The organism is Streptomyces sp. YGL11-2 (assembly GCF_050054615.1).
Lineage (GTDB): Bacteria > Actinomycetota > Actinomycetes > Streptomycetales > Streptomycetaceae > Streptomyces.
Genome location: NZ_JBNHIN010000024.1, coordinates 42572 through 56535, shown reverse-complemented (window position 1 = coordinate 56535; position 13964 = coordinate 42572). Strand labels below are relative to the sequence as shown.

At 69.6% G+C, this 13964-nt stretch carries 14 protein-coding genes and 1 pseudogene; 8 read left to right on the top strand and 7 right to left on the bottom strand.

Annotated features, from left to right (window positions below; genetic code table 11):
- Nucleotides 1-437 precede the first annotated feature (437 nt).
- Nucleotides 438-671, top strand: a complete 234-nt coding sequence (locus ACO1BR_RS25505; protein ID WP_426797429.1) for a hypothetical protein — start codon at nucleotides 438-440, stop codon at nucleotides 669-671.
- Between the two features lie 192 nt (nucleotides 672-863).
- Here the strand turns inward: ACO1BR_RS25505 and ACO1BR_RS25500 are convergent, their stop codons facing one another.
- Nucleotides 864-1706, bottom strand: a complete 843-nt coding sequence (locus ACO1BR_RS25500; protein ID WP_426797428.1) for a thioesterase family protein — start codon at nucleotides 1704-1706, stop codon at nucleotides 864-866.
- A gap of 245 nt (nucleotides 1707-1951) precedes the next feature.
- Here ACO1BR_RS25500 and ACO1BR_RS25495 point away from each other — a divergent pair, with 245 nt between their 5' ends.
- Complete coding sequence (locus ACO1BR_RS25495; protein ID WP_426797427.1) at nucleotides 1952-2668, top strand: SDR family NAD(P)-dependent oxidoreductase; 717 nt, start codon at nucleotides 1952-1954, stop codon at nucleotides 2666-2668.
- A 192-nt stretch (nucleotides 2669-2860) separates the two neighbouring features.
- On the opposite strand, the gene ACO1BR_RS25490 is transcribed toward ACO1BR_RS25495, so the two are convergent.
- Nucleotides 2861-4147, bottom strand: a complete 1287-nt coding sequence (locus ACO1BR_RS25490) for a S53 family peptidase (protein WP_426797426.1) — start codon at nucleotides 4145-4147, stop codon at nucleotides 2861-2863.
- Between the two features lie 523 nt (nucleotides 4148-4670).
- On the opposite strand from ACO1BR_RS25490, the gene ACO1BR_RS25485 reads away from it, so the two are divergent.
- Entirely contained in the window at nucleotides 4671-5246 is a 576-nt protein-coding gene (locus tag ACO1BR_RS25485; RefSeq protein ID WP_426797425.1) for a hypothetical protein, read from the top strand.
- A gap of 14 nt (nucleotides 5247-5260) precedes the next feature.
- On the opposite strand, the pseudogene ACO1BR_RS25480 reads toward ACO1BR_RS25485, so the two are convergent.
- Nucleotides 5261-5389 (bottom strand): annotated as a pseudogene (locus ACO1BR_RS25480) (ergot alkaloid biosynthesis protein); the annotation flags it as partial.
- Between the two features lie 401 nt (nucleotides 5390-5790).
- Between ACO1BR_RS25480 and ACO1BR_RS25475 the strand changes: the two are divergent.
- Nucleotides 5791-6231, top strand: coding sequence for a DUF3995 domain-containing protein (locus ACO1BR_RS25475; RefSeq protein WP_426797424.1), 441 nt, complete (start codon nucleotides 5791-5793; stop codon nucleotides 6229-6231).
- A 158-nt stretch (nucleotides 6232-6389) separates the two neighbouring features.
- Here ACO1BR_RS25475 and ACO1BR_RS25470 read toward each other — a convergent pair whose 3' ends face one another.
- Nucleotides 6390-6608 (bottom strand): transposase, encoded by a 219-nt coding sequence (locus ACO1BR_RS25470; protein ID WP_426797423.1) that lies wholly within the window; start codon nucleotides 6606-6608, stop codon nucleotides 6390-6392.
- A gap of 293 nt (nucleotides 6609-6901) precedes the next feature.
- Between ACO1BR_RS25470 and ACO1BR_RS25465 the strand changes: the two genes are divergently transcribed.
- Nucleotides 6902-8056, top strand: a complete 1155-nt coding sequence (locus tag ACO1BR_RS25465; RefSeq protein WP_426797422.1) for an ABC transporter substrate-binding protein — start codon at nucleotides 6902-6904, stop codon at nucleotides 8054-8056.
- Nucleotides 8053-8181 carry a hypothetical protein gene (locus ACO1BR_RS25460; protein WP_426797421.1) on the top strand — a complete coding sequence of 43 codons (129 nt, stop codon included), beginning with the start codon at nucleotides 8053-8055 and terminating at the stop codon, nucleotides 8179-8181. Before ACO1BR_RS25465 ends, ACO1BR_RS25460 begins: the two co-directional genes overlap by 4 nt.
- Before the next feature lie 184 nt (nucleotides 8182-8365).
- Here ACO1BR_RS25460 and ACO1BR_RS25455 read toward each other — a convergent pair whose 3' ends face one another.
- Nucleotides 8366-9505: a lipase gene (locus tag ACO1BR_RS25455; RefSeq protein WP_426797491.1), complete on the bottom strand. Its 1140-nt coding sequence runs from the start codon at nucleotides 9503-9505 to the stop codon at nucleotides 8366-8368.
- Between the two features lie 448 nt (nucleotides 9506-9953).
- Here ACO1BR_RS25455 and ACO1BR_RS25450 point away from each other — a divergent pair, with 448 nt between their 5' ends.
- Both ACO1BR_RS25450 and ACO1BR_RS25445 read left to right on the top strand, forming a co-directional pair.
- Nucleotides 9954-11558 (top strand): amidase, encoded by a 1605-nt coding sequence (locus tag ACO1BR_RS25450; RefSeq protein WP_426797420.1) that lies wholly within the window; start codon nucleotides 9954-9956, stop codon nucleotides 11556-11558.
- Nucleotides 11559-11664: 106 nt separating this feature from the next.
- Complete coding sequence (locus tag ACO1BR_RS25445) at nucleotides 11665-12219, top strand: GNAT family N-acetyltransferase (RefSeq protein WP_426797419.1); 555 nt, start codon at nucleotides 11665-11667, stop codon at nucleotides 12217-12219.
- 72 nt (nucleotides 12220-12291) lie between these two features.
- Here the strand turns inward: ACO1BR_RS25445 and ACO1BR_RS25440 are convergent, their stop codons facing one another.
- Entirely contained in the window at nucleotides 12292-13227 is a 936-nt protein-coding gene (locus tag ACO1BR_RS25440; protein ID WP_426797418.1) for a hypothetical protein, read from the bottom strand.
- 95 nt (nucleotides 13228-13322) lie between these two features.
- Nucleotides 13323-13784 (bottom strand): hypothetical protein, encoded by a 462-nt coding sequence (locus ACO1BR_RS25435; protein WP_426797417.1) that lies wholly within the window; start codon nucleotides 13782-13784, stop codon nucleotides 13323-13325.
- Between the last annotated feature and the right edge of the window lie 180 nt (nucleotides 13785-13964).

Sequence of the window (13964 nt, the reverse complement as noted above, 5' to 3'; positions counted from 1 at the left end):
CGCAGCGTGCGGAGGCGTATCGCCTCCACGGAGCTTGGATTATCTGTCCATGTCTGGACAGCGAGGCTAATCACGTGAACGGTCGTTGTCCAGGGCCGACGGCCACAATCCGGCGATCGCCGTCCGGTCGCGCGAACCCGACTGTTCGGTGGGCGAGTTCAGCCAAACCGTCTGACGGAGGGGGCGAAGACGGGGCGGCATGTCGCCCGTCTTCGGCGGCCGGCCTGCGACTTCGGCTCGATGCGAGGGCGACCTCACGTACCAGGAACCGCCGAGTCGAGTCGGCGGTACGCCGGTCAGCCACGGTGCTCCTGCGCGCCCTGCGGTTGCTGGGCCGTTGGGGTGGTACCGCGGTGCGATCAATGTCATCCGGGTTTCCGCGATCACGTCGGGCGATATCGCTCCCCATGGAAACACCCCCTACAGGAAGGCATCTCATGCGTATCCGCACCGCTGTGGCCGCCGCCGCCATGGCCGCCATCGCCGTCCTCGGCACGGCAGGTACTGCCGCCGCCGACGGCGAACCGGGCGACATGTCCGGCACCGTGGGAATGGGCGACGACACCGCCACTGGGGCGGGCAACCCGCCGGCCATGGGGTCGGAGAACTTCACGGCCAGCAATCCCCGCTCGTTGTTCGGCCTGGGCTCTGACCAGCAGAAGCACCGCTGACCTGGTCAACGGCGACCTGGGCGGCCCGGCACCGAAGCCGACTCATGGGATTCGCCCCGGTCGGCTCGCGTCACCCAGGGCCCGGCGAGGCACCGATGCCGCCGGGCCCTGGCCGAAGACTTCGGGCGGTGCGGGTCTTGCGGCCGAGTACGTGGCGAGCCGGCGAGGCCGGCCGCCCTCGATGCGTGAGACCTAGGGTCTGCCCGATGGGTCAGGGTCGGACAGCCCCTGATCGAGAGTCAGCGGGCGGACGGTGAGGATCTGCTCGGCGTGACCGACGGGGCCGTTGATGTCGTGCAGGACGCTGCTGGTGAGCCCCTGTCCGGAAGGGCCGAAGGTGACGGTGGTATCCAGTCCGGTCCAGGGGCCTGCAGGTTGGCGGTGCAGGTGGATCGTCAGGTCGAGGTTGGGGAACATCCACTCGGTGGGGTCTTGCTGGACGGCTATGCCGTTGGCGGTGTCCACGAGGGCGATGCACGAGGCGAGTGCGCTGCGGGGTTCGCCGGCCACCAGGTCGAGTGGGGTGGAAATCCAGACTGTCGCACGGCCCTTGCGGGACGGTGGCGTCCGTCGGACGTCGATGGATGAGACATAGCCGCCGCTCCACAGGTCGTTCATCGTCCACGGCTCCAGGGTTTCGGGAGCGGGAAGGCGTTCGTGGGGGCTGTCGGCCACGGCCGAGGTGTCGAGGGAGGCAAGGAGCCAGGCGCGGGCGCGGACGACCGGTCGGTCGTCGATAAGCAGGACGGCTTCGAGGAGTTCAATGGTGCGGCCGGGGCGGATCGTTGCGACCCTGACCTCGCACTCGTCCAGGGCGACACGACCCAGGATGTCAAAGCTGATCCGCGCCGGCGTCAGGCTGTTGCCGGGGCGTTGGGCGAGGTGGCGGTCGATGACGTGGACGATGAGGCCGGCGACCGGACCGAAGTGCTGCTCGTCGGCGTTCCATACGCCCCCCACATGGGCCGTGGGCTTGTAGCGCTGCTCGCCCGTGCGCTCGTAGTAGCTGTCGCGCGCGGCGGTGCCGGTAGTCACAGGACGTTCTCCTCCGACGGAACAGGCGGTTGAGTGCGACGGGTGGGGTGGCTGTGTCCCTGCCCGTGATCCGGATCGTAGGTGGCTGGACGATCTGCGGACGACGGCCGTGATGCATCCCACAACCGGTCACGGCATGGCGGGTCGGGACAACTCCCGCACATACCCGTACGGCTCGTCAGTGCCTGGGGACGCAGCCGGTGAAAAGGCCCGTCCTGCTGCGGGGCGAGGGAGATGATGGACCCATGACGAGTGGGGACATAGCCGTGGTGACGGGTGCCAACCAAGGGATCGGGCGGGAGGTGGCCCGCCAACTCGCCGCTGCGGGAGCGGTGGTGTACCTCGGAGCACGGGATCCGGAACGGGGCCGTGACGTCGCGCGCGAGCTGTCCGCCGGTGCGGGCGACGTGCGGTTCGCGGCCCTCGACGTGACGGACCAGTCCCAGGTCGACGCCCTGGCACAGCGGGTCGAGGCCGAATGCGGCAGGCTTGACGTGCTGGTCAACAACGCAGGCATCGGCGGCACCCGCCCCGCCGTGGAGGAGACCACCGCCGACGACTTCACCGACGTCATGGATGTCAATCTCCTCGGCGCGGTCCGAACCACCCACGCCCTGCTGCCGCTTCTGCACAAGTCGCAGCGCCCGCGCATCGTCAACGTGACGAGCGGCCGGGGATCGTTCACCGTCAACGACGACCCCGAGCGCATGGAGTCCCAACTGCACGGACTGGTCTACCCGGTCTCGAAGGCGGCCCTCAACATGCTCACCTACCAATACGCCCGTGCGCTGCCGGGCTTTCTGATCAACGCGGTCGATCCCGGCTTCACGGCGACGGCGCTCAATGACCACACCGGCACCAGTACGCCCGCGCAGAGCGCCGCGACGATCGTGCGAATCGCCCTGGCGGACGACGGGCCCAGCGGACGGCTCTTCGACGCGACCGGCGAGGTGGGCTGGTAGGACCGGGACGCTCCCCAGTCGACCGGCGCCCACGGTTCACGGCTGGTTCCGTGTCACAGTCCGGCGCCTTGAAGGCCGCCGGACTGTGACGATCGGTTGCGGCAATCGGCGATGACCTGACGGCTTACCGTGTCACCGACTGCTCACGCATCTGACGACGTCTCACGGCATCCTGCGCCGCGGCACGCCATCTCACTGTGTGAAGGCGGCGGTGCCGTTCGGGGTGCCGAGGCCGGTCGGGCCGTCGTATCCGGTGCCCGCGGTGCAGAGGTACGACGGCGAGCAGGTGCCGTTGGCGCCGGATGTGACGTCGTTCAGGGCCGAGGCGTGGGAGTACGGGTACGAGGCCGGCATGTCGGACGAGCCCGGGGTACCCGCGAGGGCGTAGACGCCGGCGATGAACGGGGACGACGCGCTGGTGCCGCCGTAGACGTTCCAGCCGCTGGCCTGGTAGGTGTCGTAGACCGCGAGGCCGGTGGCCGGGTCGGCGACCGAGGCGACGTCCGCGACGGTGCGGTTGCTGCAGCCGGTGTCCTGCTGCCAGGACGGCTTGGCGTCGTACTGGGAGCAGCCGGAGCCGGCGCCGTTACCACCCGCGCTGGAGCCCCAGACGGTCTCGGTCCAGCCGCGGGCGCTGCTGTCCTGCTGGAGTGAGGTGCCGCCGACGGCGGTGACGTACTGCGAGGCCGCCGGGTACTCGACGCCGTAGCCGCTGTCACCGGAGCTGACCGTGATGGCGACGCCCGGGTGGTTGAAGTACTTCTCGTCGGACGTGGGGTCGGTCGAGTCCTCGGAGCCGCCGTAGCTGTTGGAGACGTACTTGGCGCCCATGGTGACCGCACGGTTCACCGCAGTCCCCAGGTCGTCCATGCTGGCGCTGTTCGCCTCGACCAGCAGGATGTGGCACGACGGGCAGGCCGCGCTCACCATGTCCACGTCGAGGGATATCTCGCCGGCCCAACCCGCGTCCGGGGCCGGGTAGTTGCTGCCGCCGTCCTGGTCGACCTTCTGGAAACACCCGTTGGCGGTGCTGCACTCGGGCAGCCCGTACTGGGAGCGGTAGGCCGCCAGGTCCTGTTCGGCGTTGGGGTCGTCGTTCGCGTCGACGATCGCCACGGTCTGGCCGCTGCCGCCCGACTGGGGCAGGTTGTACGCGCTCTGCAGGTCGCTGGGGCCGTAGCCGGCGGGGGCGGCGTCCGGCCCCAGGGACAGCGGCTGTTTGACGTCTGTGCGGGCCACCGCGTTGCAGGCCATGTAGCCGGGCTGCGACGGGCGCGCGCACAACTGGCGGATGTGGACCTTGGCGTGGGCCGCGGACACGGTGGGGGACGCATGGGTTGCCGGCGCCACCGCGGCACTGGACGGGCTGGCGGCGATCACGCCGCCGATGACGAGGGTTGTCGCCGACAGCAGGACCGGGACTGCGCGGTGCGCCAGTCCTCTCGTGCGGTCGGATCTGCCCTTTCGCAGAGAACGCATGGGAACGACCTCCGTAGGGGGAAGGGCCGGCAGCCGGGACTCCGGGGACATCTGCAAGGTCACGTTCTCAAGAACTGTCAAGAACATGACATATCGATGACACGCAGATGTGACGTTGCATCAGGGATGCGCCAAGCTGCCGGTGATGAGTTGCGCACGTGCACTCAGTGATGCCACCCCTGTCAGTGGTGGCTTTATTGAAAAGTAGTGAACCCTGCGTCAAGGAGAAACCGGGCTACGGCAAAGGATTTCCCTGGGTCCGCGGAAGGGCTTCGCCGCGAAGGCCACGCCGAACACGAGCCTCAACTGCCCATCAGATGGAGGCGATCGTTGCCCTTGCCGGCCGCGGAATCGTCGAGTAAGGCCGGACGGAATCCGCCCGTCCCACCACCTCATCGCCCCGCGCCGCCTCGCGGACACGGACGGATCAGAGCGCGAACGCGGACGGATCGGAGCCGCGTGGAGATCCGTCGATCCGCCGCCTGCCCGCAGGCCACAGGCCGACCGCAGGTATAACGCAGGCATGCAATCAAAGCCCAGTCTGTCGCTGACCGCCCTCGGTCTGCTCCTTGCGGCAGGCATACTCACCCTGGCGACCTGGCTGATGTCCTTCGCCTGGAGTTCGTTCACCTATCACGCGGCCCTGGCCGGCACCCCCGGCACCCTCACCGCCGCGCACTGCTTCACGGCCGGCAGCGGCAAGAGCACCCATCGCGAGTGCACCGGCACCTTCATCGCGCGGAACGGCGGATACACCGACACCTCGGCGCACGTCTACGAAGTCCGGGGCACCGGCGGCGGTCCGGTAAGGCTGCAGCTCCGGTCCGACGGCGGGTACACCCAACCCGATCCGCCGAGGGCCGCGATTGTTCTTGCGGTCGCCCTCGGCATCGTGAGCGGCACGGCCCTGCTGCTGCTCTTCCTGTGCGCGATGCCCCGGCGGGTCTCCGTCGAGAAGGGCGTACCGCTACGGGCCAACCCCCAACCGTGGGGTTCGCTGCTGCTGGTCCTCAGCAGGCTGTCCGCGGGCGCAGCCATCGCGGCGGCCGTCTCCTTCGCCCTGTTCTTCGTGCTGCTGATCGCCGGGCTGATCTTCTGAGGGGTCGGCGCACTTCATCCGCGGCGCCCCAACTCCCGTTCGGCGACCGTGCGGAAGTCGTGCGGCGGCCGGCCGGTGAGGCGTTGGACGACCTCGGTGGTACGGTCCTCGGCCCCCTCGACGATGGCACGGTCCATGCCGGCAAAGGCACACTCTTCCGGGCCTTCGGCGACCGCACCGGGCTGATCCGCGCCCTGTACGAGGCCCGGCTCGCGCGAGCAACTGGGGTCACAGCTGGCGCACTTCATCTCCAGAATCCTGAACTCCGCCCCGAAGCGGGGGGCCACCGCTCACTGACCAGGATTCCGCTCGACCGCGGCGTGGCCGGCAGATGGCTCGCCGGTCGCGGCGTCCGGCACGGCTACGCCGCCGCCTGGTCGGCGACTGGCCAACTCCCCGACGAGATCGCCGAGATGTGCGTGAGGGATGCCCGGAACGAACAGGAAGAATGATCCGAAGCGTTGGTCGTCATCGAGAGGTGGGACGCGTGTCGCCGAGGACGAGATCAGTCTGGCAGTGGGGGTACATCGCGTGTCTGTGGGCGTTGATCTTTGCCGCATCACACTTCTACTGGGCCGTCGGCGGCGACGTGGGGTTGAGCGTCTCCGCCGGACCGCAACTCGCCACCGTGCGCCCGCTCTGGTTCGTCCTGGCGGGTCTGTGGGGTGTGGGGGCTCTCTGCCTGGTCGGCGCCTCGCTGGCATGGCTGCTCGCCCGGTCGCGTCCGCGCGGGGTGGCGAGGCGAGTCCTGAAGTGCCTGGGCTGGGGGGTCAGCCTCGTCCTGCTGGCCAGGGGCGTCGCTGTTGAGTTCCTGCTGCTGACAGACGTGACACACCTGGACAGCAGCGTGAGCGCGGGGCAACGCTTCTGGACCCTGGCGCTGTGGAACCCCTGGTTCATCGTAGGCGGGCTGGCCTTCGGCATGGCCGCACTCAAAGCCGACCGCCGCGATCCCTCCCCGTCGCCTCAGACCGGTCCGCGCTAGGACCGTCCGATGGGCCAGCCCTGTCGGGATGCGCTGGACGGAGCCTCGCCGCCAAGCCCCGCATTGGGCCCGCTATGCGACATCTTCGACGGGTTTCGTTCAGAAGCACACATATTCAACGCTTCCGATGCATTCAGCGGCGAACGATCAAGGACTGGTCACGGCAGGGGTGGAGCCTGCAGGATCCCCCCACCGTCTGCGGACCACTGGCCACGACGATCACGAACCGTCGTCCCGTTACCGAACCCGGCGGGCGGATCCCGTCTCGGAATGCCGGTCCGCAACCGGAAGAGGGCGCCGTTGATGGCGGTGTGGCGATCACTGAACCGCCCGCCCCAGGCGCTTCGGTAGGTGCGACTCCAGCCGAACCCACTCATCAGCAGACATATCGCCCCAGCCCGCGGCGAATCGACCGATCTCCTGAAGGGCCAGTCACCTCACCCGTCGGACACACCCTGGACGTGGTGCCGCGATGACCCCTTTGAGCTGCGATTGCGAGGGAATGGGAGCCATTAGTTTCACCAATGTTTACCTGCCGTACACCATAGTTGGGCCTACTGAGCCCAGCTTGTTCAGCTAAAACATCGGACAGGTGCTCACCCCCCACGTGCATCCCCTGTGTGGCCCCGCATGAAACCCCTCAAACCCTGTGCGTACCCCTGGAGAGACCGTGACCGTGCCCCTGCCGAGAACCGCCGTCCTCACCGGCGTCCTCGCCACCGCCGCCGCATTCGCCCTCAGCGCCTGTAGCTCGGGCTCCGACGCCTCGACCACCGCCGACGGACAGAGCGCGGCCACCGCGACCACGGCCGAGGCAGTCGGCGGCGTGGACGCCCTGGCCAAGGCGGCCCAGAAGGAGGGCACGCTGCATGCGATCGCGCTGCCCCGTGACTGGGCCAACTACGGCGCCGTGATCGACGGCTTCGAGAAGAAGTACGGCGTCAAGGTCGAGGTCGAGAACCCGAAGGGCGCCAGCCAGGACGAGATCAGCGCGGTCACCTCGCGCAAGGGCAAGAGCACCGCGCCCGACGTCCTCGACCTCGGCAACTCCTTCGCGCAGAGCGCCGCACAGCAGGGGCTGCTGGCGCCGTACATGGTCGCCGGTTTCAATGACATCCCCGACGACCAGAAGGACTCGATCGGCCGTTGGTCGAACGACTACGGCGGCTACATATCCTTCGGCTGCGATGCCAAGCGTGTGCAGACCTGCCCGACCAGTTTCAAGGACCTGCTCAAGCCGCAGTACAAGGGGCAGGTCGCGCTCAACGGCATCCCCGGCAAGTCGGGGTCGGCCTTCGGCGCCGTGTACGCGGCCTCCCTCGCCAGCGGTGGCTCCTTCGAAGACATCCAGCCCGGCATAGACTTCTTCGGCAAGCTGAAGAAGAACGGCAACTTCACGTCCGTCGCGTCGACCGAGGCCACCATCGAGAAGGGCCAGACGCCGATCAGCATCGACTGGGACTACCTCAACACCGGGTACACCGACCAGCTCAAGGCCAAGGGCCTCAACTGGACGGTCACGGTCCCCTCGGACGGCCAGTTCTCCCAGTACTACGCGCAGGCCATCAACAAGGAGGCGCCGCACCCTGCGGCCGCGCGCCTGTGGCAGGAGTACCTCTACAGCGCCGAGGGCCAGAACCTCAGGCTCAAGGGATACGCCCGCCCGGCTCTGATGGCCGCCATGGAGAAGGCCGGCACGCTCGACAAGGCCGCGGCGGCGAAGCTGCCGAAGGTCTCCGGCACGCCGACCTTCCCGACCGAGTCCCAGCAGAACAGTGCCGAGTTCGCCATCTCCCAGGGCTGGAGCCAGGCCGTCTCCGGATGACCGCGATGCGCGTCAGGGCCGACGTGGTGCCCGCCGCCTCCTCCCAGCGGCGGCACCGCGCGGCCGGCCGGCTCGCCAGCGACACACCGCACGACGTCAACCGCCCGTACCGCGAGAGTCGCTGAACTCCCGGACGACAGAGCCCCCGCCTCCGGCCAACCGATGCCGCGGGCGAGATCGACCGGGACATCACAGCCGACTCCACCCTGTGATCGTCACCGGCGGACAGCGGGCGGACTGCACCCGGTTGAGGGCCGTTGTGGACGGGATCCGGCGCCCACCTGGTGCGGGTGCCAAGCCCCGGGTCGCTCAGCGGAAGGGACCGTCGTCCGCGAAGGCGTGGGCGGCGAACCGCTTGCCCATCCGGCGGTACGCGGCGGCGTTGGGGTGCAGGCCGTCGGCCAGGTCGGCCACCTCGTCCGGGCCCAGCAACTCGCGTCCGTCGAGATAGTGCAGATGGGGATCGTGTACCTGCCGGACCGCCACGATCCGGGCCAGCTCGGCGCGGACCACTGTCAGCGACAACGCCCCGGCGGCCGTATCGGCCGGGTCGCCCAGAGCTGTGAACCTGCCATCCGGGCCCATCGCCGCCGGCCCGGGAGTCTCCTCGAACGCCGGGCAGCTCACCGGGGACATCAGCAGCAGCGGGGTGTCCGGATGCCCGTCCCTGATCGTGTCCAGGAACCCGTGCACCGCCGGGCCGAACGTCCGCAGCCGGAAAGCGGCCAGGCTCACGATGTTGACGCCTAGCTTGAGGCTGAGCAGATCGGCGGGCATATCGCGGATCGTCCGGGCAACGTAGGGATCCAGCACCGCACCGCCCGCCTCGCTGAGGTTGATCACCTCCACTCCCCCGAGCGACGCCGCCACCACCGGCCAGGTGCCGGTCGGGCCGTCGGCGTCGATGCAGTGGCTGATGGAACTGCCGTGGTGCACCCAGCGGCGCCGGCCGTCCGGCAACGGCGCCAGCACCTCGCCGTCCGCCCGCAACGCCACCAGTTCCGTGGGGGTTTGCTGCGGCAGCCACAGCTCGACGGTCTTCATCCCGGCCGGCAGCCCGGCGAACCGTACGGTCCCCGGCTCGCCCGGGATCAGCCGCTGCGCGGCCCCGGGCCCCGCCATCCGCAGCACGTTGCCCACCGGCGCCTGCTGCCGCCCGGCCGGGGCGCCGTCCACGAGGAGTTCCACCATCCCCGTCGGGCGGGGCTGCGGGTCGCTGTCCAGCTGCCCTGTGGAGGTGAGTACGTCGCACTCCACCTCACGCGCGTCGGTGCGGAACACCAAGCGGACTCCCGAAGGCATGACGGTGACCCCGTACACCGACGGGTCCTGGTACTGCTCCTTGGTCCACGCGGGCAGTCGGCGCGGCATCACCCCCGCCTGCGTGGTCTCCAGGTCCAGCGCACCCCGTAATTCCACCGGCCCGCCCACCAGCGGAACCTCTCGCATCGCCACCGTCACCACTCCTGCCCCCTCGTGGACTTGACGCGACGTCATACGTCACCACGTCCCTGGAGGAGCGAGCACGCCAACGCGCGTTGGAACGTCTCAAGCACGCCCCCCGGAACATCCTAAAGGTTGTCCCGTGATGGATCGCGGGTGGATCTCTGCGGTGGTGTCGGCCCGGTGTTGCTGTACGGGTGCCTCTGTGCGAGTGCCCCCGCATGTGCCCCTGAAGCCGGCCGTCCGCGACGGTCTCCGTACGGACGGCGGTGGTGCGACGGCCTGTGGCGCGCGACGTCACTCAGCAGCGGTGTGGGTAGCCGCGTGCGTAGCCGCGTGCGTGTTGAGCAGGCGGCCTGAGCTTGCGACGACTGGGGCCCGTTGTGGGGAGGGCGGCGCGAAAGGCTCTTGCGCCGGGACGCCGCGCTGTAGTCCGCTGCTCGTCATGAGGAGCATGAGGAAGCGGAGCCTTGCCACGCTGATCGGCGCCCTTGTCGCGGGCTCCCTCTGTGCGGGCGCACCGAATCCACGCGCGGCGGCGGCCGAATCCGGTGTCGGCGGTTCGCCGCAGACCGGTGTGCAGCCGGGTCCGGGAAGCGATCTCGACACGGTGACGATCCCGGAATTACAGGCCCGCATGGCGAACGGTTCACTGACCTCGACGGCGCTGACCGCTGCCTACCTGCGGCGGATCAAGGCCATCAACCCGAAGATCAACGCAGTGTTGCACACCGACCCGACGGCGCTGGACCAGGCGTCCTCCAGCGACGCCAGGCACCGTCGTGGTGACATCCGCGGCCCGCTCGACGGCATCCCGGTCCTGCTCAAGGACAACGTGGAGGCCCGCGGTCTGCCCACGACGGCCGGGTCGCTGGCGCTGGCCGGCAGCCCGCCGGAGCGCGACGCCGCCCTGGTGACCCGTCTGCGGGAGGCGGGGGCGGTGATCCTCGGCAAGACCAATCTGTCCGAGTGGGCGAACTTCCGTGCGGCGAAGCCGACTTCAGGATGGTCGGCGGTGGGCGGGCAGACCCACAATCCCTACGTACTCGACCGGAACCCCTGCGGGTCCTCGGCCGGGTCGGCCGCCGCGCTGGCCGCGTCCTTGACGCAGGTGGCGATCGGTACCGAGACGGACGGCTCCATCGTGTGCCCGGCCGGGATGAACGGGGTGGTCGGGCACAAGCCCAGCCTGGGCCTTGTCAGCCGAGCCGGGGTGGTTCCGATCTCCGCCGAGCAGGACACCGCGGGCGCCATGGCCCGCAACGTGGTCGACACCGCGCTCACCCGTGCGGTGCTCAGCGGCGACGACACCACACCTTCCGATCAACACCCCTCATTCCTCGACCAGTTGACGAATCCCAGGAGTCTGCACGGCAAGCGGATCGGCCTGTGGCGGCTGCCCTCGCTGGGACCGGAGGTGGATGCCGTGATGACCCGTACCGCGCAGCAGCTGCGTCGCGCGGGCGCCGAGGTGGTCGAGGTGACTCCCCCGTACCAGAAGCGTCTGGCCGAGCTCGAATTCCCCGCGCTGCTCAGCGAGTTCCACCGGGACATCGACGCCTACCTCGCCACCCGCCACGGGCCGCGGAACCTCGCCGGGCTGATCGCCTTCAACCGCAGCCACCCGGCGGAGCGGACCTGCTTCGCCGGCCAGGAGCTGTTCGAGAAGGCCCTCGCCGCACCACCCACCACCGATCCCGAATACCGGGCCGTGCGTGCCCAGTTGAAGGACCTCGCGCGGCGTTCCATCGACGAGACCATGGCCGCCCACCGGCTGGACGCCATCGCCGCACCGACGAACCCGCCCGCCTGGACGACCGACTGCGCGCGGGGCGACGACGACATCGTCCCGTCCTCGACCCCGGCGGCCGTGGCCGGATACCCGTCGCTGTCGGTGCCCGCCGGGTCCGTGAAAGGGCTGCCTGTGGGACTGCTGCTGATGGCCGGTGACCACCAGGACGGCGAACTCCTGTCACTGGGAGCCGCGGTGGAGCACCGGCTTCATGCCTGGCGAGCACCGCGCTACCTGCCGTCGGTGGGGCGCGACGGCACCCGGTAGTGCTCGCGATGGGGCCGGAGGCGGTCAGGTGGCCCGCCCGCCTCCGGCGGTTCCCACGGCATCCGAAGACCCTGTACGCGCGCCACCGGGAATGATCCAATAAGGGATGACATCGTTCTGGGTAGGAAAGCGTGTCCGGCTGCGCGGAATCGAGCCCGGCGACGCGTTGGCGTTCCAGCGTCTCGCCGAAGATGAGGAGCGTCTGGGAGATCTGTTGAACCCGCCCCGATCCGGCGAGAGTTATCGGACCTGGGCGGAGAAGCAGGCATCCGCCCATCCGGACAGTGACCGCTTCCAACTGGCGGTCGAAGCCGTCGCTACGGGGGACGTCGTCGGTGGCGTCGGTTCCCATCACGCCGACCCGCGTTCGGGCTGGTTCGAGTACGGCGTCACCATCGGCGCCGAGCATCGCCGCGGGGGCTATGCGGCGGAAGCGGCTGTGCTGCTGCTCCGGTACATGTTCGCCGAGCACCGCTACCACAGGTGCCAGGTACGGATCTTCGCGCACAACGAGGCGTCGTTGGCCCTCCATCGGCGGCTCGGATTCGTCGAGGAGGGCCGTCTGCGTGAGCATGCGTTCCTCGCCGGACGCCACCGTGACGTCGTCATGATGGGCATGCTCGCCGACGAGTTCGCCCAGCTGCACTCGATGACGACCTGACGGTTCGTGGCCGCTGGCCACCGGCCACCTGCGGCCCGGGGGCGGCACCGCGATGCCGCCCCCGGCCAGGTGTCAGCTGACGCGCAGGGTCAGCGCGGCGGTGTGGAGCTTGCCGCCGGTCTGGAACTGCAGGAACAGTCGCCAGTTGCCGGACTTGGGCAGCATGGTCTGGAACGACAGCTCCGGCCCGCCCTTGTCTCCGTTGACCTTGGTCTGCGGGTGCAGGTGCGCGAACGCCCCGTCGCCCTCGTGGAAGGCGGTCAGGTGCGCGTACGTCTCAAGGTAGGGCTGGAGGTCGGTGACCGGTTTGCCGTCCTTGCTGATGGCCACCGTCATCGGGTGGGTCATACCGGCCATCAGGTCCCCCTTGACCGTGGCGGTGTAGCCGTCCGCCTCGGCGCTGGTGGCAGCCCCGGGGAGCGGTGTCGGCTTGGCGTCGCCGGGGACGGTGACGGTACGGCTGAGCACGAAGTCCTTGCCCTTGCCCGGTCCGTTGTCGGGGGTGAAGGAGGCGAACATCCGCCAGGTGCCGGGTCGCAGGGCAGCGAGGTCGGCGGTCCAGGTGCCGTCGGCGGCCATGGCGGGGTGGACGTGCTGGAAGCCGGTCAGGTCCGAGCGGATCGCGTAGAAGTGCATCCGCTTGGTCTGGTCCACGGCGAAGCCGGTGACGGGCTTGCCGTCCGGAGACGTGATCGTGAACCGGTATGCGGAGTCCTTGCCTGCGGGCAGTTCGCCCGCGCCGGACGACAGCTTGTAACCGTCCTTGGCGTCGGCCAGGCCGTCGCCCATGCTGCCGTGGTCCATACCGGGCATCGAGCCGTGGTCCATACCGCCAGGGGTCGCGGAGGACGACGCCGACGCCTTCGCGCCGCGGTCCTTGGCCGCCGTGGACGAGCCGGACGCGTCCTTCGACGAGCCGCAGGCGGCCAGGGTCAGCGCGAGCACGGTCGCGGTGGCGGCCACCGCGAGACCGCGGCGGCGCAGGGTGGGACGAGAGGTGAACGACATCACGGAAAACCTTCGGGAAGTGCGCGCCGCACCGGCGCGCGGAGGATCAGGACGCGTGGCCCGCGGCCCGTACGACGGGCTCGGGCAAGGTCCTGTCACGTCCGCGCTGTGCACACCCGAAGGAGCAGGGCCCGGCCGCCGGTCGGCGGACCGCGCCGTCCAGCGGTCCCGGCCGTCGGACGCCGCCACATCAGCGCCCACCCGAAGAGGACCGTCAGGACCCCGACCGCCAGGAGCCACACGGTCGGCAGCACGCTCCGGTCTCGGGCAGGGGTCGCGACGCAGAAGGAACCGGGGTCGCCGAGCATGGACGTCAGCCCGGGATGCGCCACAGGCAAGGACGACGATGCGGAGGGCATCGCCGGAGCCATCTCGGCTGCCGGGGAGTGCCCGGCCCGAGCGGTCTGGGCGTGGTGCATGGGTGCGGGCGCCGTCACCGGTGCATGGCAACCCGCGGCGGCGGTCGGGGAACCGTGCATGAGGAACAGCCCGAACAGCACCGCGCACACCGCCGACAGCCGGGCCGAAGCCCACCTGGGCGACCGCGCACTGTTCACCGCTGCCCCTTTTCCTCGTCGATCGACCCGGCGCACAGCCGGACGGAGTCCTCACGGCATCCGGCGTCCCTCGACGGGAGCATACCCCTACCTGGTATCCGCGGTCGGTGACGGGGGCCACCACACCATGCTCCTCACCGCCTGCCGGTACAGCCCCTGACCCCTGTCCCCCGTCACGCT